This window comes from Catenulispora sp. EB89 (genome assembly GCF_041261445.1).
GTDB lineage: Bacteria > Actinomycetota > Actinomycetes > Streptomycetales > Catenulisporaceae > Catenulispora.
On sequence record NZ_JBGCCU010000014.1, the window covers coordinates 101,912 to 122,405 of the forward strand.

19 protein-coding genes are annotated in these 20,494 nt (G+C 71.0%); 13 read left to right on the forward strand and 6 right to left on the reverse strand.

The features are described 5' to 3' along the window. Positions 1-18 precede the first annotated feature (18 nt). From ABH920_RS27635 to ABH920_RS27650, 4 genes are all read left to right on the forward strand, one after another. Entirely contained in the window at positions 19-2,088 is a 2,070-nt protein-coding gene (locus ABH920_RS27635; RefSeq protein WP_370352066.1) for a DUF4157 domain-containing protein, read from the forward strand. 370 nt (positions 2,089-2,458) lie between these two features. Then, complete coding sequence (locus ABH920_RS27640; protein WP_370352067.1) at positions 2,459-4,060, forward strand: FAD-dependent oxidoreductase; 1,602 nt, start codon at positions 2,459-2,461, stop codon at positions 4,058-4,060. Between the two features lie 140 nt (positions 4,061-4,200). Next, the gene (locus tag ABH920_RS27645) at positions 4,201-4,503 is read left to right on the forward strand and encodes an adhesin (protein WP_194911534.1); all 303 of its coding nucleotides are present in this window, start codon (positions 4,201-4,203) and stop codon (positions 4,501-4,503) included. Between the two features lie 99 nt (positions 4,504-4,602). Next, on the forward strand, positions 4,603-5,148 hold the full coding sequence (locus ABH920_RS27650) for a CGNR zinc finger domain-containing protein (RefSeq protein WP_370352068.1): 546 nt from the start codon (positions 4,603-4,605) through the stop codon (positions 5,146-5,148). On the opposite strand, the gene ABH920_RS27655 is transcribed toward ABH920_RS27650, so the two are convergent. After that, a complete protein-coding gene (locus ABH920_RS27655) occupies positions 5,145-5,372 on the reverse strand; it encodes a hypothetical protein (protein WP_370352069.1) in 228 nt (75 codons plus the stop codon). The two genes, ABH920_RS27650 and ABH920_RS27655, sit on opposite strands and share 4 nt — an antisense overlap. On the opposite strand from ABH920_RS27655, the gene ABH920_RS27660 reads away from it, so the two are divergent. The 4 genes from ABH920_RS27660 to ABH920_RS27675 all read left to right on the forward strand — a co-directional run bounded on the left by ABH920_RS27660 (position 5,278) and on the right by ABH920_RS27675 (position 8,294). Next, positions 5,278-5,499, forward strand: a complete 222-nt coding sequence (locus ABH920_RS27660; RefSeq protein WP_370352217.1) for a hypothetical protein — start codon at positions 5,278-5,280, stop codon at positions 5,497-5,499. The two genes, ABH920_RS27655 and ABH920_RS27660, sit on opposite strands and share 95 nt — an antisense overlap. Before the next feature lie 16 nt (positions 5,500-5,515). Next, a complete protein-coding gene (locus tag ABH920_RS27665; RefSeq protein WP_370352070.1) occupies positions 5,516-7,246 on the forward strand; it encodes an NAD-dependent malic enzyme in 1,731 nt (576 codons plus the stop codon). An 85-nt stretch (positions 7,247-7,331) separates the two neighbouring features. Then, positions 7,332-7,859, forward strand: a complete 528-nt coding sequence (locus ABH920_RS27670) for a hypothetical protein (RefSeq protein WP_370352071.1) — start codon at positions 7,332-7,334, stop codon at positions 7,857-7,859. Between the two features lie 36 nt (positions 7,860-7,895). Next, positions 7,896-8,294: a VOC family protein gene (locus ABH920_RS27675; RefSeq protein WP_370352072.1), complete on the forward strand. Its 399-nt coding sequence runs from the start codon at positions 7,896-7,898 to the stop codon at positions 8,292-8,294. A gap of 96 nt (positions 8,295-8,390) precedes the next feature. Here ABH920_RS27675 and ABH920_RS27680 read toward each other — a convergent pair whose 3' ends face one another. Continuing rightward, on the reverse strand, positions 8,391-8,639 hold the full coding sequence (locus ABH920_RS27680) for a hypothetical protein (protein WP_370352073.1): 249 nt from the start codon (positions 8,637-8,639) through the stop codon (positions 8,391-8,393). A 358-nt stretch (positions 8,640-8,997) separates the two neighbouring features. Between ABH920_RS27680 and ABH920_RS27685 the strand changes: the two genes are divergently transcribed. The 3 genes from ABH920_RS27685 to ABH920_RS27695 all read left to right on the forward strand — a co-directional run bounded on the left by ABH920_RS27685 (position 8,998) and on the right by ABH920_RS27695 (position 10,749). Further along, positions 8,998-9,408, forward strand: a complete 411-nt coding sequence (locus ABH920_RS27685) for a contact-dependent growth inhibition system immunity protein (protein ID WP_370352074.1) — start codon at positions 8,998-9,000, stop codon at positions 9,406-9,408. A gap of 9 nt (positions 9,409-9,417) precedes the next feature. Next, positions 9,418-9,882 carry a MarR family winged helix-turn-helix transcriptional regulator gene (locus tag ABH920_RS27690; RefSeq protein WP_370352075.1) on the forward strand — a complete coding sequence of 155 codons (465 nt, stop codon included), beginning with the start codon at positions 9,418-9,420 and terminating at the stop codon, positions 9,880-9,882. A 102-nt stretch (positions 9,883-9,984) separates the two neighbouring features. Further along, on the forward strand, positions 9,985-10,749 hold the full coding sequence (locus ABH920_RS27695) for an SDR family NAD(P)-dependent oxidoreductase (RefSeq protein WP_370352076.1): 765 nt from the start codon (positions 9,985-9,987) through the stop codon (positions 10,747-10,749). 27 nt (positions 10,750-10,776) lie between these two features. Here ABH920_RS27695 and ABH920_RS27700 read toward each other — a convergent pair whose 3' ends face one another. From ABH920_RS27700 to ABH920_RS27715, 4 genes are all read right to left on the reverse strand, one after another. After that, positions 10,777-11,991 (reverse strand): SGNH/GDSL hydrolase family protein, encoded by a 1,215-nt coding sequence (locus tag ABH920_RS27700; RefSeq protein WP_370352077.1) that lies wholly within the window; start codon positions 11,989-11,991, stop codon positions 10,777-10,779. Then, positions 11,988-14,369: a glycoside hydrolase N-terminal domain-containing protein gene (locus tag ABH920_RS27705; protein ID WP_370352078.1), complete on the reverse strand. Its 2,382-nt coding sequence runs from the start codon at positions 14,367-14,369 to the stop codon at positions 11,988-11,990. The genes ABH920_RS27700 and ABH920_RS27705 overlap by 4 nt, the downstream gene beginning before the upstream one ends. Before the next feature lie 77 nt (positions 14,370-14,446). Beyond that, entirely contained in the window at positions 14,447-16,294 is a 1,848-nt protein-coding gene (locus ABH920_RS27710; RefSeq protein WP_370352079.1) for a carbohydrate-binding protein, read from the reverse strand. A 73-nt stretch (positions 16,295-16,367) separates the two neighbouring features. Beyond that, positions 16,368-17,543: an ROK family protein gene (locus ABH920_RS27715; protein WP_370352080.1), complete on the reverse strand. Its 1,176-nt coding sequence runs from the start codon at positions 17,541-17,543 to the stop codon at positions 16,368-16,370. 266 nt (positions 17,544-17,809) lie between these two features. Between ABH920_RS27715 and ABH920_RS27720 the strand changes: the two genes are divergently transcribed. Further along, entirely contained in the window at positions 17,810-18,373 is a 564-nt protein-coding gene (locus tag ABH920_RS27720) for a GPP34 family phosphoprotein (RefSeq protein ID WP_370352081.1), read from the forward strand. Positions 18,374-18,425: 52 nt separating this feature from the next. Beyond that, positions 18,426-20,453, forward strand: coding sequence for a prolyl oligopeptidase family serine peptidase (locus ABH920_RS27725; protein ID WP_370352082.1), 2,028 nt, complete (start codon positions 18,426-18,428; stop codon positions 20,451-20,453). Positions 20,454-20,494 lie beyond the last annotated feature (41 nt).

Genomic DNA, 20,494 nt, shown 5'->3' on the forward strand with positions numbered 1-20,494 from the left:
TCCCGGACGGAGCCTCGCATGCGTGATCAGGACCCTGGCAAGGCCGGCAAGAAGAGCGAGGCGCGGTCGGCCCCGGCGGCCCGTTCCGGCGCCGCGCAGTCCACCGATCCGACCGGCATCCTGACCCTCCAGCGCAGCATCGGGAACGCCGCTGTCGTGCAGCTGCTGGCGGCGGCCGGCGACGAGTACTCCCAGGAGCGCCACAGCCACGGCCCCGGCTGCGGACACGGCGTCGTCGGCGACGTTGGCGGTGGCGTGGCGCCGGTGCAGCGCTCCGAGGTCCAGTCGGTCCTGTCCTCCCCGGGCCAGCCGCTGGCCGGACCGGTGCGCGCCGAGATGGAGACCCGGCTCGGCGCCGACTTCGCCGACGTGCGCCTGCACACCGGCGGTGCCGCGCGCCGCTCCGCCGCCGAGATCGGCGCGCGCGCCTACACCTCCGGCAGCCACGTCGTCATCGGCGACGGCGGCGCCGACAAGCACACGCTCGCGCACGAGCTCACGCACGTCATCCAGCAGCGCAGTGGCCCGGTCGCCGCGACCGACAACGGCTCCGGCCTCAAGGTCTCCGACCCCTCGGACCGTTTCGAGCGCGAGGCGGAGGCCAACGCCACGCGCGCGCTCGGTGCGCCGCTGCCGACGGCTCCGACGGCTCCGACGCAAGCTGATGCGAGTGCCGGAGGCGCCGACACGACCGGCTCGGTGCAGCGCACCGCGTCGTCCGCGTCGTCCGCGTCGTCCGCGTCGTCCGCAACCTCCGCCGCCCCGGCCGTCACCGACCAGATCCAGCGCGCCGGCGGCACCAGCCTGCTGGAGCGCGGCAAGGCCGCGGTGAAGAAGGGCGCGCACACCGCCGACAGCGCCGCGGACAAGTCGGCGAGCCGCAGCGCCCCGGTCGCGGACTTCATGGCCGGCGGGTTCAACGCCGGCGGCAACACCCCGGGCGACTTCGGCATCGCCAGCGGCATCGGCGCGGCCGCCATCGTCGGCGGCGTGCTGGCGACCCCGGACATGGCCAGCTCGCTGCTCGTGGTGTGCCACCGCTTCTCGGCCTGGCGCCACGCCCCCGAGGGCGAGGAGAAGACCAAGGCCCGCAACAAGCTCCTGAAGGCGCTCGCGGACACCACGTCGAACGGCTCGGCGGTATCCGGCGGCGTCGCCACCGGGGTCGGCACCGTCACCGGAGCCGTCGGCCCGGGCATCGCCGGCGGCTCGCTCGGCGTCTTCACCGGCCTCTACACCGCCATCACCAAGGCGGTCAGCGCTTACAAGACGCACGAGAAGAAGGAAGCGCTGAAAAAGGCTGACTTCGCGGAGAAGGACTTCAGGAAGCTGCTCAAGGAGTTCCAGGACCTGTCCAAGCGCCTGGACGAGAACCACGAGCAGCAGGTGGCGAACCTGAAGGAGCAGTTCGAGCTGGAGAACCGGCAGCTCCAGCAGCTCCCCTCGGCGGCCCGCCGAGTCAAGGAGGCCGCGCTGACGGCCCGCCAGAACGACCGGCTGGCCGACTGCGACTCCCGCTACGCGCTGAGCAAGACGACGGTGCAGGACAGCATCGCCGAGTGCGCGGAAGCAGCGAACCTGCAGGGCGCGAAGGAACTCGGCGTCCGCAAGAGCGACCGCAAGACGGTCCGCGACCTGCTGGGCGCGCTCGGCGGGACGATGGGCATCTCCGCCGGCGCCCTGTCGATCGTGGCCGTCGCCCTGGGCCTGACCGCCGGTGCGATCCCGATCGCCGGCTGGGCCATCGCCGCGGTCGCCGGCATGGTCGCCGCCGGCACCCTGAGCTGGATCTTCGTGAACAAGGTGCGGGCCAACCTCAAGGCGATGTCGTCGGACCCGGCGTTCAAGGACCATTCCGGATGGGGCCTGTTCTACGAGGCCATGAAGGTCTGGAAGCCGAAGGCCGAGAGTTCGCGCGACCGGGCGGCCGCGACCCTGTTCGAGGGCCTGAGCTCTCAGTACTCGGAGAACAAGGCCGGGGCCGAAGCGCTGGTCAAGGCGCTGAGTCTGGATCCGGAGCAGCTGCTGAAGATGCCCGAGGCCAAGGACGCGATCGCGAAGATTAAGGGCAGGCTTGCCTCAACATGAGCCGCCGCGCGCACAAACAGTGCGCGCGGCGCCACGCGGTTAGGGTCGAAGTCGACAAGATGTGCGCATCTGTCGGTCTCGACCGGAAGGAGGCCGCTGTGGCTGCGTCAAGAGGACGTCCCTCGGGGCTCATGCTAATGGTTTTCATCGCCGGTGGACTGTTGATGGTCGGAGCCATCCAGGCCGGGAACGGAATGCTCGTCATCATCACGCTGCTGCTCATGGCCGTGAGCGTGGACACTCTGCGGCGTCGGTGAGGGTGGCGGCCGTCGGCGGGGCGCTTGCCGGCCGCCGACGGCCGCCGACTGTCACCGTGCGGCTATGTGGGTGAACGGGGTTTCAACTGCTTCAGGTCGGTTACCCGGCGTCAATGACCGACGAGGCTTACTGGACGAACGGCGGCGGCGAGACGGGGTACCCGAGGCTGGACGGTCGAGGCCGAGCCGACGTGGCGGTCATCGGCGGCGGCGCCGCCGGACTGTGGACGGCCTGGGAGCTGGCCCGGACCGGACGCCGGGTGGCGGTGCTGGAGGCCGGGCGCATCGTGGAGGCCGCCAAAGGCGGCGGAGCGGGTCAGGCCTCGATGATCCAGACCCTGGCCTACGACCGCATTGCGCGCGCCGCCGGCCCGGACGCGGCCCGGTGCTTCGCCGAGGCGCAGGCGCTCGCCGTGGAACGCCTCGCCGAGGTGGCCGGGGCCCTGGACGCCGACTGCGAACTGGAGCGGCGCCCGGCGTACATCTACGCCGCCGACGAGCACGCGCTGCCGGAGCTGCACGAGGAGTGGGCCGCCGCGATCGAGGCCGGCGTCCCGGCCGTCTACGGCGGCGGCAGCGGACTGCCGTCGCCGATACTCGGCGCGATGAGCGTCGACGCCCAGCTCCAGTTCCACCCGCGCAAGCTGCTCATGGCGCTGGCCCGCGACCTCGTCCGGCGCGGTTCGGCAGTGTACGAACACAGCCGCGTGGTCACGGTCGACGAAGGAGAACCCTGCGTCGTCATGACCGAGAACGGCGGTTCGGTCGCCGCCGAGCACGTGGTGGTGGCCACCGGCTTCCCGATCGCCGCGCCCTCGGCCGTCCGGCGCGCGCTGCGGCCCCGGCGTGAGCTGCTGCTGGCCGGGCCGGTGCCGGCCGGGCAGGCGCCGGACGGGATGTACACGGCCGTTGGCGACCTCGGCGGATCGGTCCGCACCGCGCCGATGCCCGATGGGGCCGACGGAGCCGGCGGAGCCGACGGGACTGACCGGGCTGACAGGTCTGACCGGGCCGGCGGATCCGACGGCCGCCGCATGGTCGTCGTCGCGGGGGAGCAGCACGAGCCCGGCTCCGGCGGCATCGGCGAGCGCTTCGCGCGGCTGTCCGCGTGGGCCGCTGCTGCCGTCGGCCTGACCGAGGTGACCCACCGCTGGTCGGCTCAGGACTATGAGACCGCCGACCACCTGCCGGTGATCGGGCGGGCCTCGGCCGACCCGGACCGGCGCGGCGTCTGGCTCGCGACCGGGTTCGGCGGCTGGGACGCGACGAACGCGGTGCTGGCCGGGCGCCTCATCAAGGCCGGGATCCGCGGCGAGAAGCTGCCGGCGTGGGCCGGGCCGTTCGCGCCGCTGCGGCTGGAGCAGGACCTGCGGCCGGAGGACACCTGGAGCGGGCCGGTCCGCTCGATCGTCCGGCACCGCGTCGAGCCCGACGAGCGGCAGGCGCTGGACGCGATCCGGCCCGGCGACGGCGCGGTGGTGGAGGTCGGCGGCGAGCACTGCGCGGCCTACCGCGACGAGAGCGGGCTGCTGCGGATGGTCTCGGCGCTGTGCCCGCACCGGGGCTGCACCGTGGGCTTCAACGACGCGGAGAAGACGTGGGAGTGCCCGTGCCACGGATCCCGCTTCGCCCCGGACGGCGCGCTGCTCCAGGGTCCGGCCGTCGAGCCGCTGGCCCCGGCGCGCGCCTATCTGGCACTGGCGGCGGCGGAATGATGGACGCACTGTGAGGGTGTGATGATCGCACCTCAGTTTTGCCTCGTTCCGCGGACGTTTGACCGGCCGTGATCGGGTAACCAAGGGGGAACCCATGGATCCGTGGGCTTCTCCGACCGTCCCAGCACCTGGAGGATGTCGTGCTGTCTCTCACCGATCGGGCCGCGGCCGCCATTCAGGTCCTGACCTCGAACTCCGAACTCCCACCGGACACCGCCGGGCTGCGCATCGTGGCCGCCGACCCGAGCCTGAACGGCAACCAGGACCAGTTCTCGGCGTCCCTGGCCACCGGCCCCGACGCCGGGGACCAGGTCGTGGAGTCGGGTCCGGCGCGTATCTTCCTGGAGTCCACGGCCGCCACCGTGCTGGACGGCCGCGAGCTCGACGCGACCGTCGACGTCGACGGGAGCGTGAAGTTCGTGGTCGGGGAGCCGGGCTTGTAGCCGTCCGGCGCAGGCCGGAGCCTGTTGTCCGACAATCGTCCGATTCGCGGATTTCGTCGTTCTCGAATCGACCGCCGATTTCGGGGCAACGGGCCCGGCATGAAGCTCCTCGCCTACGCCGACCGAGCAGTCGAGCTGGTGAACACGGACGACCACGGGGCCGGCCTGGACCGGCTGCAATCGTGCGACGACGTGTGCCGCCTGATGCCGCAGGGCTGGAACGTGTCCCGCACCGCGGCCGAAGCGGGCCTGGACGAGCTGCGCGAGGCCCGCCCCCGGCTGCGGCGCGTCTTCGAGCTCGCGGCCACCGGCCGGGTCGAGCGCGCCACCGACGCCCTGAACAAGCTCCTGTGCGACTTCCCGGTCTCGGCGTCGATCAGCGACCACGTGAACGGCGACTGGCACCTGCACCTCACCGACGAGCCGAAGGGCCCGGCCCGCTCCTACCTGACCGGGGCGGCCTTCGGCCTGGCGTGCACGATCGCGGAACGCGGCCCGGAGCGCCTGGGGGTGTGCGAGGCGCTGCCGTGCCGGAAGGTGTTCGTCGACACCACCACGAACAGCTCGCGGCGGTACTGCTCGGACAAGTGCGCGACCAGGGCCAACGTCGCGGCCTATCGGGCACGCAAGCGCGGCGACGCTTAGGCGCCCTGGGAACGCTGGGAACGCTGGAGGTACGCCTCCGGCATCGCGTCCTCGGTCTTCAGCGGCGGGCCGAAGACGATCCGCGACGGCGCCGCCACCTCAACGTCCCGTGCCGAGAGCTTCACGCTCCTGGAAGACGCCGGCGAAGCGCTGCTGCGCTCGGCCGTGGCAGCCGGCTCGGCGCGCGCCGACGTCTCCGTCGCCGACCTTCTGGTCGTCGTCAACGCGATCGCCGGGGCAACAGCCGGTGCCCCTGCGGGCGATACGCTCCGCTTGCTCGCTCTCGTCCGGGACGGCGTGAGGCCACGGGATGAACCCTTAGCTCCCTTAGTTGCAGGCCGCCCTCGATGAGGCAGATGCTGGTTCCGTGACGAACGAGGGCGACGCGCAGAGCGCGCACGGCACGCGGACAGAGCAGGCCAGGCGCCTGGCGACCATGGCCCGGGGCCGCTCGGTCCTGACCGATCCGCGCCTGAACCGGGGCACCGCCTTCACCCTCGCCGAGCGGCACGCCCTCGGCCTGGTCGGGCTGCTGCCGCAGGCCGTGGTCACGCAGGACCAGCAGGCGGCGCGCGTCTACGACCAGTTCCGGTCCCAGCCGACGGCGCTGGAGAAGTACGTCTCGCTGGCCGCCCTGCGCGACCGCAACGAGGTCCTGTTCTACCGGCTGGTCACGGATCACCTGGCGGAGATCCTGCCGATCGTCTACACCCCGACCGTCGGCACCGCGATCCAGCACTACAACGCCGAATACCGCAGGCCGCACGGCGTGTACCTGTCGGTGGACGCCCCGCAGGACATCGAGCGCTCGCTGAGTGCCGCCGGGCTCGGGCCCGAGGACGTGGACCTGATCGTCGCCACCGACGGCGAGGCGATCCTGGGCATCGGGGACTGGGGCGTCGGCGGCGTCGACATCGCGGTCGGCAAGCTCGTCGTCTACACCGCCGCCGCCGGCATCGACCCGGCCCGGGTGTTGCCGGTGATGCTGGACGTCGGCACCAACCGCCAGGAACTGCTGGACGACCCCGGCTACCTGGGCAACCGGCACCCGCGGGTGGACCCCGAGGCGTACGACGAGTTCATCGACGCCTATGTGCAGGCCGCCGGGCACCTGTTCCCGAACGCGCTGCTGCACTGGGAGGACTTCGGGACCGCGAACGCCCACCGCATCCTGGACCGCTACCGCGACAAGGTCTTCACCTTCAACGACGACATCCAGGGCACCGGCGCGGTCACCCTCGCCGCGGTCCTGGCCGGCGTCGCGGCCAGCGGCCGGCCGCTGCGCGAGCACCGCATCGTGGTGTTCGGGGCGGGCAGCGCCGGCGTCGGGATCGCCGACGACCTGCGCGAGGCCCTGCACGGCGACGGTCTCACGCCGGAGGAGGCGACGGCCCGGATCTGGTGCGTCGACCGCTACGGCCTCCTCACCGACGACCAGGACACGCTGCGCGACTTCCAGGTCCGCTACGCCAGGCCCGCCGCCGAGAGCGCGGACTGGGCCCACGACGCCGACCGGAACGGCGTGACCCTGGCCGAGGTCGTCGACCGGATCCACCCGACGATCCTGATCGGCACCTCCGGCCGCGGCGGCGCCTTCACCGAGCCGATCGTGCGCGCCATGGCCGCGCACACCGACCGGCCGCTGATCCTGCCGATGTCGAACCCCACCGAATTGGCCGAGGCCACCCCGGCCGACCTGCTGGACTGGACCGACGGCCGGGCGCTGATCGCCGCCGGCAGCCCCTTCGACCCGGTCGAGCGGGACGGCGTCACCCACCAGATCGCGCAGGCGAACAACGCCCTGGTCTTCCCCGGCCTGGGGCTGGGGGCCATCGTCGCGCGGGCCTCGCGCGTCACCGACGGGATGCTCGCCGCCGCGGCCCAGGCCGTCGCCGACCGCGTGGACACCGACACGCCCGGCGCGCCGATCCTGCCGCCGGTGCCGCAGCTGCGCGAGACGTCCGTGGCGGTCGCCGTCGCGGTGGCTCGGGCGGCGGCCGCGGCCGGGGTGGCCGGTGCGGAGGTCGGGGACGGGATCGAGAAGCAGGTGCGGGCCGCGATGTGGCAGCCGGTGTATCCGGAGATCGTCGCGATCTGACGGCCCTGACCGGTCTGGTCTGTCTGTTCCTCCTCCCAGCGGCGCCGTATATTCGAAAGAGACCCACGGGTCGAGGAGTGCGGCGATGAGCGATTCCGCGATATTCGAGTTGGGGAGCAGGGTGTACTGCTCCGACGCCGACTGCGGGGAGCTGCTGCAGTTCGTGGTCGAACCGGACGTCCCGCGCCTGACCGACCTGGTCGTGTGCTCGGTCGGCGGCGGTGCGCGGCTGGTCGCGGCTTCGTTCGCGCGGCCTACCGCGTACGGCGTCCTGCTGGATTGCGACCGCCGCGAATTCAACCGGCTCCCGGCGGCGCGGGTGCGCGACCCCGAGGCTCCGCCGGTGACGCCGGCGACGCCGAGCCTGCCCGACGCGCAGACCCGGATCCGGCGCGGCGACCATGTGCAGGCGCTGGACGGCGACGCCGGGCGCGTTCTGGGGCTGGTCGTGCGCAGCGCGGACGGTGCCATCACGCACGTGCTGGTGACCGCCGGGCATCTGTGGCACCGCAAGCACGTCGCCGTGCCGGTCGACTACGTCGCAGGGCTCGGCTTCGCCGGCCTGGACCTGCTGCTGACCAGGCAGCACGTGGCGGAGTTCCCGCTGGTGTAGGGCTGGGCTTCAGCGCGCCATGAGAGTGTGGTTTTCATGCCCTTGAGCGACTACGAACTCCGAACGTCGATCGCTGTCTCCGACATTCAGCAGGCCGTCGCCTTCTACGAAGGCAAGCTCGGTCTGCCGGTGGTGAAGACCGTGCCGAGCGCCCACATCGCCGGCGGCGCGCGTATCTACGCATCCGGCGGCGGCCCGGCGCTGAACGTGTACCAGTCGGCGACCGCCGGGACGACGGCGGCGACGCTGGCCGTCTGGTACGTCGACGACCTCGACCGGATCGTCGACGAGCTCACCGCGGCCGGCGTGGAGTTCACGCGCTACGAGCAGTTCGAGCACGACGCGCGGGGGATCACGCCGCGGGCCGGCGGTGGGCGGATCGCGTGGTTCCAGGATCCGGACGGGAACACGTTCGCGCTCGAGTCCGACGTCTGACTCGGTGCGGCGGATCCGACGTCTGACCCACTGCGGATCCGACGTCTGACTCACCTCGGATCCGCGCCGTCCGTCAGACTCAGCCGACAGCGGAACTCAGTCCGGTGGCGGCCCGGTCCGCGTCAGCTGCACCATCTCGGCGGTCACCGCCGCCAACCGCCGGGAGTCCTTGTCCGCCTCGACCGCACGCCGCCGGGCGGCGCGAGCGAACGAGGCACGCTCGCGTTCCAGGATCAGCCGCACGGTGGGATCGGCGTGCTCGGCGTGGTCCAGGCCCTCGATCCACACCGTCTCCACGAGGTCCTCGGCCTCGCGGACCAACGCCCGACCGCACAGCTCCCGCATCAGGCGCTCACACGTCGCCTTCTGCCTCGTTTCACGATACCGACGCCAGGTTGCCGGGCCGAACATCATCCACCACCGCCTCGTCACACTCGGGCCATGGGCGACTCAAACTGATCGCGACCGGTTGCCCCGGATTCTGCGATGTAAACGCCCCCGCCGCCATCCGGCAGCCGCTTCGCAACAGGATCGACACCTGCGCGAGCTGTGCGAACGCGCCGCCGCGCCGACTGGTCCATCCGGTGGACGTGCGGGGGAGCGCGGCGGTCCATGGCGCGCACGTGTCGCGTACTCGTACCCGGCGTGAGCAAGGACCCATATTCACCGGGCTCTGTCGGCGAGCTCGTCGCACAATTGCGCCATGACCCCGATCACCGTCCGCACGCTGGAGGACCTGGACGGCGCGTGGGGCGACCCGCCGGCCGCCGCCACCCGCCTGATCGCCACCGCGCACAAGCTGCGCCGGCTCCCTCTCTCGGCGCTCCAGGCAGAAGACCTGCGCCTGCTGATCGGGCAGAACATCGGGCTCTCAAATCTCGTGCCGCTCGCCCTGGAGCTCCTGCGGAACGACCCGCTCGCGGCCGGCGACTTCTACGAGGGCGCGCTGCTCAAGGCCGTCCTCTCCGTCGACCGCACGTTCTGGGCCGCCCACGATGAGCTGGCCGACCAGGTCCGAGCCGTCGTCGCCGCGATCGAGGACCCGCCGTCGCTCCTCGCGGCCGCCATCGCAGCCTTCGATGTGCTCCGACCGGGCCCGGATCCCCGACGGTAATGTCGACGCATGACCCGCGAGGACGAGACGACGCCCGCCGCGCTGCCCACTCCGGGAGGCGCCGACGCGATGCTGAGCGACCTGTTGTGGGAGGTCTCGGCGCACGTCGAGCTCCTCGGCGAGGCGGAGCTGGCCGATCTTCCGATCTCCACGGCCTCCAGCGGGATGCTCATGACCGTCCACGCCGAGCCCGGTGTCACGGTCGCCGAGTTGGCCCGCCGCAAGCCCAAGTCGGCGCAGGCCATCAGCCAGATCGTCGCGCGCCTGGAGAAGCTGGGCCTGCTTGAGCGGCGCCTGAAGCAGGGGCGCGGTGTCGGTCTGCACCTCACCGCCGAGGGTCGGGACATGGCCGAGGTGGCGTTCCAGCGCGAACGCGCGGTCGATGCGCGGCTGGTCGGGATCCTCGGCGAGGAGAACCACGAGACCCTGCGCCGCCTGCTCGTCGAGACCCGGGGCCGGCTGCGTACCGCTTAATGCAAGACCTTGCATAACCAACATCTTGTGCTAAGTTCGGGGTGTCGGCAGCCGGACTCCGCAGGAGAGCCGCGGCGCGCGCAGCTTGGCGGGAGTCTCGCAATGGTCCACGCATCCCTGACAGACGTCATCGACCTCACCGGCCGCCGCGCGGTGGTGACCGGCGCGGGCTCCGGCATCGGGCAAGCCGCCGCGGTCGTCCTGGCGAAGGCGGGCGCCTCGATCCTCGCCCTCGACGTCAACGAAGCAGGCCTCGCGGAATCGAAGGCGCTCGCCTCCGCGTGTTCGGACACGCAGTTCGACGTCGCGACGGTCGACGTCGCCGACGCCGCCGCGGTCGAGCACGCCCTGGCGGACCAGAGCTTCGCCATCGTGGTCAACGCGGCCGGCATCATGTCCCCGGACTCGCTCGCCGCGACCGGCCGCCAGGACTGGGACCGCGTCCTGGCGGTGAACCTGACCGGCTGCTTCACCGTCCTCAAGGCGGCCGTCCCGCACCTGCGCCGGCCCGGCAGCGTGATCCAGATCGCCTCGATGATGGGCCACGCCGGCCTCGCCTTCCCGGCCTACACCGCCACGAAGGGCGCGGTCCTGGCCCTCACCCGCCAGCTCGCCGCCGAGCTCGGCCCCACCGGCATCCGCGTCAACTCGGTGAGCCCCGGCATGATCCTCACCGGGATGACGCGCGACCACCTCGCCGAAGGCGAGAACCGCGGCCACATCGCGGACCGCACCCCGCTCCGCACGATCGGCGCACCGGAGGACATCGCGCACGCGGTCCTCTACCTCGCGAGCGACCTGTCCGCGTTCGTGACGGGCACGGACATCCTGGTCGACGGCGGGCTCACCTCCGTCATCAACCTGTGAACGACGGCGCGAGAGCCATCGGCTCCCTCACCCCCGCAGCAGCTGCAGATCGATCGCATCCGCCATCGCCCGCATCCCCACATCGTTCGGATGCAGGTGGTCTCCGGAGTCGTACACCGGATTCAGCGCCGCGATGTTGTTCAGATCCCGCATCGTCTGGTCGAAGTCGACGACCCCGTCGAACGCGCCGCTGGTCCGGATCCACTCGTTCACGGTCTGCCGCAGCGTTTCGGCGGCCGCCGTGTAGTACCCGTTGCCCTTGATCGGCATCAGCGTCCCGCCGATGATCCGCACGTGCGCCGCGTGCGCCTGCGCGATCAGCGTCCGGTATCCGGTGATCAGGTCCTGCGCGGTCAGCGGCGCGCCGCCGGGCCCGGCGTTGTTCCCGATGTCGTTGATGCCCTCCAGCAGGATCACGTCGCGCACCCCCGGCTGCCCGAGCGCGTCGTGCCCGAAGCGTTTGAGGGCGCTGACCCCCTGCCACAGGTTCGGCACGTCGGTGAGCACCCGGTTGCCCCCGATCCCGGCGTCCACGACGCTCAGCCGCTGCGGGTCCGGCCCCGCGCCGAGCCGGTCGGCCAGCAGGTCCGGCCAGCGGGTGTAGGTGCCGGTCGAGGAGTGGTACCCGTCGGTGATCGAGTCGCCGAACGCCACCACGGTGCCCCGCGCCGTCGCCGGGACCACGTCCAGCCCGGACAGGTAGTACCACGACGTCGTAGTACTGCCGAACGCCGCTGGGCTCTCGTCACTGCTGTGGTCACCGGAGGCGAGGTACGTCGTGTCGAAGGCGTCCGAGTGCCAGGTGGAGGTACCGGTCGGGCCGGGCAGGTAAAGACTGACCAGCAGGTTCTCCCCAGCGCTGACTGTGATCGGAACGGCATCGCTGACCACTTCCTGCCCGGCCGGCACGGTCACGGTGCCGGAGTGGCCGAAGGTGACCTTCTGCGTGCTGCCACCCACCGGCGTCGCACCGCTGGCCTGCGGAGCGACGGCCACAGCGCTCACGACAAGCGGGCTGCTGCTGTACCGGTTGGACAGTGTGATCCGAGCGTCCGATCCCGCGACGCTGCTGTGCGCGACCATCCGCACGGTCTGGTCGGTGAACGACGGCCCGCCGGTCGTCATGCTCGGCGACCACGCACCCACCCGACTCCCGGACGCCTGCGCGGCGCCCTGCGGCGCGATCGTCAGGGCGAGGCCAACCATGGCGGCGACGACGGATCTCAGGACGACGCGTCTCACAGCTCCTCCAAGGAAACGGACTGCCCGGCCCGCAAGCGCACGACCTGCGTCTTGCCGTTGACCACCACCGTCGTGCTCTGACCACCGACGCTCCGCAACCTGGCCCGGGTGACCTTGCCACCCTTCCAAGCGATGTCGACACTGAAGCCGCCCCGCACCCCGACCCCGGTGACCGACCCCGAAGCAGCCCACGCGGCAGGCAGCGCCGGCAGCAGCTCGACGTACCCGGGCCGCGAGTACACCAGCATGTCGACAGCCGCGGACGGAGTCCCGAAGTTCGCGTCGATCTGGAACGCGCCGCTGCCGGCCGAGAGGTTGAGGATGTCGAACAGGTTCTGCGCCGTGCCGTTGCTCCCGTCAGTCGATGGCTTCAGGTTGTTGACGTACAGCTGGTAGGCGTTCTGCGAGTTCTTCAACCGCGACCAGCACAGGCTGCGCCACGCGTTGGCCCAGCCATAGCTGTTCATCCCACGCGCCGTGAGCAGCGCGGTCGCGCCGGCGACGATGTCCGCAGGCGTCGAACCGTCGGGCCGGATACGGTCGCCGGGGAACAGTCCGAACAGCGGGGACAGATGCCGGTGCTGCGGATCCCCGAGGTTGTCAGGAGTCATCCACTCCTCCAGCCACCCGGTCGTGGGGCTGACCACCGGCAGGTACAGCTGCTGCTGAAGCCCCTGGACGGTCCGGCTGTATCCGGAGTCCCGGCCGAGGACCTGAGCCGCGGTCTGGTAGTGGCTGAACAGGCTCCACACCTGCTCCTGCGCATAAGTGATGCCCTTGGCATCCAGCGGCCCCTGCTCCGGTGACCAGTCGCTGTCCGCGATCAGCACCTGCCGCGTGCTCCCAGAGGGATCCGTCACGGTCGTGGTGATCAGCCGCGCCTCCCAGAACTGCACGGCGCCCTTGATCAGCGGGTAGATCTTCGCCAGATACGCACGGTCCTGCGTGTACTCGTAGTGCTCGAACAGGTTGTGGCACAGCCACGCGTTCCCGGCCGGATGCCACCACCAGCCGCCTCCGCCGTACGGATTGGTGGAGATCGCGATGGTCCAGCCGGCGATCTTCCCGCTGGAGTTGCGGTACCGGTTCGTCGGGCTGTTGAACAGCCGCTGCGTGATGTCCGTCCACGACGGCAGCTGCGCGAGGCAGTAGTCGGTCAGCGCGTCGAAGCAGTCGGACAGCCCGACCCGGTCGGCCATCCAGTAGTTCATCTGCAGGTTGATGTCGGTGTGGAAGTCGGCCATCCACGCCGGGTTGTTGCCGTCCAGCCACAGCCCCTGGAGGTTGAGCGGCAGGCCGCCCCGGGATCCGGAGATCATCAGGTAGCGCCCGAACTGCACGTACGCGGCTTCCAGCTCCGGGTCGGGGATGTCGTCCCGGGCACGGGCCTGGATCCGGTCCCAGGTGTCCAGCGCCTTCTGGGACGGGGACGACGCGCCGAAGTCGACGGCGAACGTGCTGAACTCGCCGAGGAAGTCGGCGACGTGCGTGTAGAGCAGCGCGGTCGGCGCCTGCTGGACCGCGTCGAGGACCTTGGTCTGCGCCAGGCCGAGTGGATCGATGTCCGGGTTCCGGAAACCCGCCGCGAAGTCCGGCGCGTAGTCGGTGCCGCCGCTGACGACGATCGTCAGGTCCCGGCAACCGGTGAACGACAACGACGTCCCGGTGACGGCGACCGTGCCGGTGCCGCTCTGAGCCGTGAGGGCCGCGCCGTACGTCAAGCCGTTGGCGAGCGTGCCACCGAACGAGGCGAGCATCTGGGAACTGTCGACGGCAGTGGATTCGCCGTGGGTACCGGCCAGGGAGACCGTGCCGGTGTACGTGCCGCCGCCGTGCTGCGTGAATCGCAGGACTATGACGTCGTCAGGTCGGCTGGTGAAGATCTGCCGCTGGTAGGTGACGCCGTTGACGTCGTACGACGTCGTCAGCAGCCCCTGAGCGAGGTCGAGCGTGCGCCGGTAGTTGTTGACCACGCTCAGGTCATGAGCCGGAATGGCGACGGTGAGCTGCGCGAGCAGAGCGAAGGAGCCGAAATCGTTGGCGCTGTACGGGAACTGGCCGTCGCTCTGCAACGAGTCGTTGCGGCCGCCGGTCCACAGCGTGTCGTCGGTGATCGTCAGGTACTCGGAGCCGGGGTCGTTGCTCGCCAGCGCCCCGAGCCGGCCGTTCCCGACCGGCAGGCCCTGCGTCATCATCGAGGAGGGGGAGGCGGGCGCCTGCCACCACAGCTGGTTCTTCGCGGCCAGAGCCGGGGACAGCAGCGGGGACTGTGCCGGACGTACCGGGGCCGGCGTGGCCGCGAAGGCGGGCCGCACGCCGAACACGGTGACCGCGCCGGCTGCGGCGCCGGCCAGGAAGCTTCTGCGAGGGATGTCCATGGTCGTGCACTCCGTTGGTGAGGGATGGACGGCGCGGGGCCGGTCCGGGTCGCCGGTCCCGGCCCCGCGCCGGCGGGTCAGGAGGACGCGGGGACGTCGATCTTGTCGATGTCGGGGGAGTACCACCCGTTGCTGTCGAAGGTGATGGTGTTGGCGCCCGCGTTCAGTCCCAGCTGGAAGCTGATGGAGTGGACGGTGTTCCAGTCGCCGGTGGACGGGAAGGCGATGTTCGTGCCGCTGCCGGTGTTGGAGGAGATGGTCGCGGTCCGGTCGGTGCTGCCGTCGACGTAGGCGACGGTGATGGTGTAGATCCCGGCCTTCTTCACCGTGATGCCGTTGAACTGGAGCTTCGCGGTGCCGTAGAGGTTCCCGACCTTCTTCCCGCCCGAGCACTCGGAGCAGTCGCCGATCGCGGCGCTGCCGGACAGCGTGTTGGTCGGGGACTCGGCCTCGTAGGCGGTGGTGGTCACGGGGCTGCCGGCGGGCCGGACGGTGAACAGGCGCGAGCCGTGCGCGGGCAGCGCCTCGGTGATCTGGTTGCGGTAGCTGCCGAGGTCCTGGTGGTTCCACAGGTCGTGCACCGCGGCGTTGCCCTGGAACCCGAGGGCGGCCCAGTTGGCGGTGACGGCTTCAGGCGCGGCGGCGAGGTTGAACAGCGCGACGGTGTAGCTTCCGTCGGCGTTCTTGGCGGCCCAGACCTGCTGGTCGCCCATGGTGCTGATCGGCCGGGCGACCGGCGAGGCGCTCTGGTCGACGGCGATGACCTCGCGGTTGGTCAGCAGCGACAGGCCGTAGCTGTCCAGCTGGGTGAGGTCGTCGCCGGTGAACAGCGGGGACTTGTTGATGGCCCACAGCGTCTCGTAGCTCTGCCGCTCGGCGTTGGTCAGGCCGTCCATCGTGCCGTTGCCGACGTCGAGCGAGTCCAGGTCGTTCCAGCCGCCGGGGGCGGCCACGTCGCTCCACACCGGCGCGTCGTTCCAGCGCGCCTTGACCGAGTTGTCCCAGGTGACCAGCGTGCTGCAGTAGCACTCGACGTCGGTGTCGATGCGCCAGCCGTTCGAGTACTGCTTCCAGGTGGCGGCGGTGCCCCGGTCGAGCGACCAGGAGAGCTCCAGGTGGATGGGGCGGCCGGTGGCGGCGATGGCCTGGTTCCAGGCGGCCACGTCCGGGGTGTTGTCGTAGTTGTCGCCGGACTTGCCCGAGCCGGGCCCGACGCCGTCGACCTTCAGGAAGTCGTAGCCCCAGTCGGCGAGCATCTGCGCCTGGGAGTCGACGTACTTCTGCGCGCAGGCGTTGGCGAAGTTCAGCTTGTAGGAGCTGTCCCAGCCGTTGGTGGTGCGCAGGTCCGGATAGACGATGTCGGCCGTGGTGCAGCCGGGGGCGTTCCAGATCGGGACGGTGCCGCCGCCGTAGGCTTCCTTCTCCAGGCCGACCGGGAGGTAGATACCGGCCTTGAGGCCCTTGGCGTGGATGTGGTCTGCGACCGCCTTCATCCCGTTCGGGAAGCGGACCGGGTCCGGGGCCTGCCGGGCGTTCTGGTCGTATTCGGGCTTCCACGTGTTGTCGCGCCACCAGCCGGCGTCGATGTTGACGTAGTCGTAGCCGTAGGCGCTGAGGGTGGCCGCCAAGGCGTCGGTCTGCTTCAGGACATTGGCCTCGGTCAGGTAGCTGTAGCTGCCGTTGGTGTTCAGCCCCGGATACGACGAGGACTGCATGCTCCAGCTCGACCAGCCCATGTAGGGCGTGGCGGCCATGGTGGTCGCGGTGGTGCTTGCGGCGGCGGTCGCGGTTGTCCGTGCGGCCGAGCTGTGGGTGTCGGCCTGCACGGCTGCTGCCGGGACGACCGCGGCGACCGTGCCCGCGGAGACCAGGATCAGCGCGGCTCTGGCGATTTTGGGCAGGCGGGGGTACGAGGATGACCGCATGGGTCGAACCTCCTGTGTGGGGTGGGAGATATGTTTTTTGGTGCTGGGACTGCCTTGGATTGCCTGATGCGTGTTACTGCGTGTCCGAACCGATGAAGGACTGGATCGAGGTCGCCGCGGCGCCGCGCGCCCACTCCTCGAACGACAGCGGCCGGGTCATCAGGTCGCACTGGGCCGCGGTGCCGAACGCCGCCGCCACGAACGCCTCGCGGATCCCGTCGGCGAACAGGTCGTAGGCGGCCAGCCCCTCGCCGGAGATGATCACCCGGTCCGGGCCGAACAGGTTGACGACGCAGCCGATGGCCCGGCCGATCGCCGCGCCGGCCCGGGCGTAGACCGCACGGGCCCCGGGGTCGCCGCGGCGGGCCATCTCCAGCGCGTCGGCCACCGTGGCCACGGGTTCCCCCGAGGCCTCGCGGACGTCGCGCAGGATCGCCGGGTCCGCCGCGATGGCTTCGACGCACCCGTGGTTGCCGCAGTGGCACTGCGGGCCGAGCGGTTCGATGGGCAGATGGCCGATCTCGCCGGCCACTCCGTGCGTGCCCGACACCACGCGTCCGTGGACCACGAGGCCGCAGCCGATGCCGGCGCCGACGGTCACGAGCGCGAAGTCGGACAGCCCGACTCCGGCCCCGAACCACTGCTCGGCGACGGTGAGCGCCCGGACGTCGTTGTCGACCGTGACCGGCAGCCCGGTGGCGGACGCGGCGATCTCGGCGAGCGGGACGTCCCGCCACTCCAGGAAGGGCGAGTAGCGGACCACGCCCTCGGCCCGGTCCACGTCGCCGGAGACGGCGATGCCCAGGCCCCGTACCGGCACACCCAGTCCGTCGGCTTCCGTGGACAGCTCCCCGACCAGCGCGGTGATCGCCGGGAGCACGGCCTCCGGCTCCCGGTCCGTGAGCCGGACGTGCCGGGCCGCCCGGACCCGGCAGCGCAGATCGGTCAGGACGGCGATGATCTCGTCGGCGGTCACCTTGACCCCGATGAACCACGCCCGCCCCGCGTTCACCCGGACCGGATTGGCCGGGCGCCCCAGGGCGGAGCGCGCACCCTCGTTGAGGTCTTCGACGAGGTAGCCCACGTCCATGAGCGGCCGCACCGCCTTGGTCACGGCGGCCGCGGACAGGCCGGCCCGCTGCGCGATCTCGCTCCGGGTGATCGGCCCGTGGGCGAGCACGGTGGTGAAGACCAGGGACGCGGCGGGCGTCGCGGTCAGGACCAGGTCGTCGGCGGGAGTGGTGTGCACGGCCGGAAACCTAGGACTGTTCTTTTCTGTTGTCAATGAAAGAAGTAGGGGCACTGCGAAGAGTGATCATCTGTCGCTGATTTCCTGGGAAACACAAGCGATGGCTTGTCTTTGATATTCGATCGAAGGAGCGGCGCACGGCCGCCGATCAGGCGGCCCTCGGCGTGTGACGCGGTCGGTAACCACGGATGAACTCTTGCGCCGATCCTTCTTCGAGGGCTGACATCCCTGCGGCGGCTCCGTATTTTTGGAGTGTGGAGAACGGGATGCACCTCCTCCTGCTCGCCGTCGACCCCGACCGCGACGGACGGCCACGCTTCCCCCCGGCCCTCGCGCCGGCCCTCGTCCTGGCCGACCTCCTCGACAAGACCAGGCGCGGCCGGCCGGCCCCGGACTCGCTGGCCGAGTACCTGCGGACCCGTGCGCCGGGACGGTTGGACCGGTACGTCGAGGAGGCCCGGGAGCTGGGGATCCTGGAGGTCAGCGTGCGCCGGGAAGGCTACTTCGGGCACACCCGGATCCGTGTCGCCGACCGGTGGCCGGTGGAGCGGGCCGTGGACCGGCTGGTGCGAATCCTCAAATCGGATCAGCATCCTGATGACAGGGATCTGGCTTACGTCGTCCTGGCCGAGCACCTCGGGCGCGCGCAGGCGCACCTGAAGGGCCGCAAGTTCCGTGAGGAACGCCGGCGGCTGGAACTGCTGGTCGGGTGGGTCAGTAGCGGGCGCGGGCGGCATCGCTCGGTGGCGAACGCGGTGCTGTACGACGGCCTGCGGGCCATCCCCCTGACGACGGCGGACCTGGAAGCCTCGTTCGCCGCCCTTCGGTGACGCTGGGCGGGTCCGGGCTGTGGTGATGCCCGGCGCCGCCTATGGTTGAGGCATGACGACGACTTCACCTTATGGGACCTGGCGATCGCCGATCAGCGCCGCCGACGTGGCCCGCGGCACGAAGGTATTGGGCTGGCCCGCGATGGTGGGCGACGAGGTCTGGTGGAGCGAGAGCCGGCCCGACGAGGGCGGCCGGATCACGGTCATGCGTTCGGCGGCGGATGGCAGCGGGAGCGTGGAGCTGCTTCCCGCGCCTTGGTACGCGCGGACCCGCGTGCACGAGTACGGCGGCCGGTCCTGGATCGCGATCCCCGACGACGGCGGACACTCGTTGATCTTCGCGAACTTCGCCGACCAGCGGATCTATCGGCTCGCGCCGGGCGCGTCCGAGCCGGTCGCGCTGACGCCGGAGCCTTCGAGGCCTGGTGCGCTGCGCTATGGGGACCTGACGCTGTCGCGCGACGGTCGCGAGATCTGGTGCGTGCGGGAATCGCATTCGGACGACCACAAGGTCAGCCGTGCCTTCGTTGCGGTCCCTTTGTCCGGCTCTGGCGATGTTCGCGTCCTTGGCACCGACACGCACTTCCTGTCCGCGCCCCGGATCTCGCCGGACGGTCGGCGCTTGGCGTGGATCGGGTGGGAGCACCCGAACATGCCCTGGGACGGTACCTTCCTGCGGGTCGCGGAGATCGGCGACGGGGGAGTGCTCGGCGAACCGGTGACGGTGCTCGGCGGTGCCGAGGAGTCGGTCACGCAGCCGACATGGATCGACGACACGTCGCTGTACGCCATTTCCGACCGTTCCGGCTGGTGGAACCTGTACCGGGTGGGCATCGGGGACGGCGACGGCCCGCAGGCGCTGTGTCCGCGTGCTGAGGAGTTCTGCTCGGCGCCGTGGCTCCTGGGCTGGCACACCTACGTCGTGCTGCGCGACGGCAGGATCGTCGCGTCGCACGGCCTCGGGAGCCTGGCCCTCGGCGTGCTCGACCCGAAGACCGGTGAGCTGAACGACCTCGACCTGCCGTACACCTCCTGGGGCACTATGGCGACCGACGGAGACGCGGTCGCGGCGTGGGCGGCGAGTCCGACCACCGCGTCGCGGATCGTGCGCGTCGACATCGCGAACGGCGTGAATGGCGCGGCCGGCGCGGCCGGCGCGGCCGAGATCGTCGCGGAGTCCGTGGACCCGGCGAACATGCCGGACGCCGGCTACCTGCCGGTGCCGGAGGCCGTCGTGTCGACCGGCCCGGGCGGCCGCGAGGTCCACGCCAACGTCTACCCGCCGAACAACCGGGACTTCACGGCGCCCGAGGGCGAACTGCCGCCCTACGTCGTGCACGTCCACGGCGGGCCCACCGCGCAGTCCAGGATGGAGTTCAGCCTCGACGTCGCGTACCTGACCAGCCGGGGCATCGGCGTCCTCGACGTCAACTACGGCGGCTCCACCGGCTACGGCCGCGAGTACCGCAACCGCCTGCGCGGTCAGTGGGGCGTGGTGGACGTCGAGGACTGCGTCGCCGCCATCACCGGCCTGGCCGACACCGACCGCGCCGACCCCGCGCGCCTGGCGATCAGCGGCGGCAGCGCGGGCGGCTGGACGACCCTGTGCGCCCTGGTCGGCACCGACGTGTTCGCCTGCGGCACATCCCTGTTCGGCGTCTCGGACCTGACCGCCCTCGCCGAGGACACCCACGACTTCGAGTCCCGCTACCTCGACTCCATGGTCGGTCCCCTTCCCGAGGCGGCCCAGATCTACGCCGACCGCGCCCCGGTGAACCGAGTGAGCACCCTGAGCTGCCCGATCCTGCTGCTCCAGGGCGAGGACGACCCGGTCGTCCCGCCCTCGCAGAGCGAGAAGTTCGCCGCAGCCCTCGCGGACAAGGGCATCCCGTACGCCTACCTGCTGTTCGCCGGCGAGCAGCACGGCTTCCGCAAGGCGGAGAACCAGATCACGTCGCTGGAGGCGGAGCTCTCGTTCTACGGACAGGTGCTCGGATTCGTGCCGGCCGGGATCCCGGTGGTGGAGCTGCGTACCGGTCGGGACGCCTCGACCGGGAAGCCGTACATCGACCGGCCGTAGCGTCCGAAGGTTGGACTCCGCCACGCCGCGCGCACCGTGGC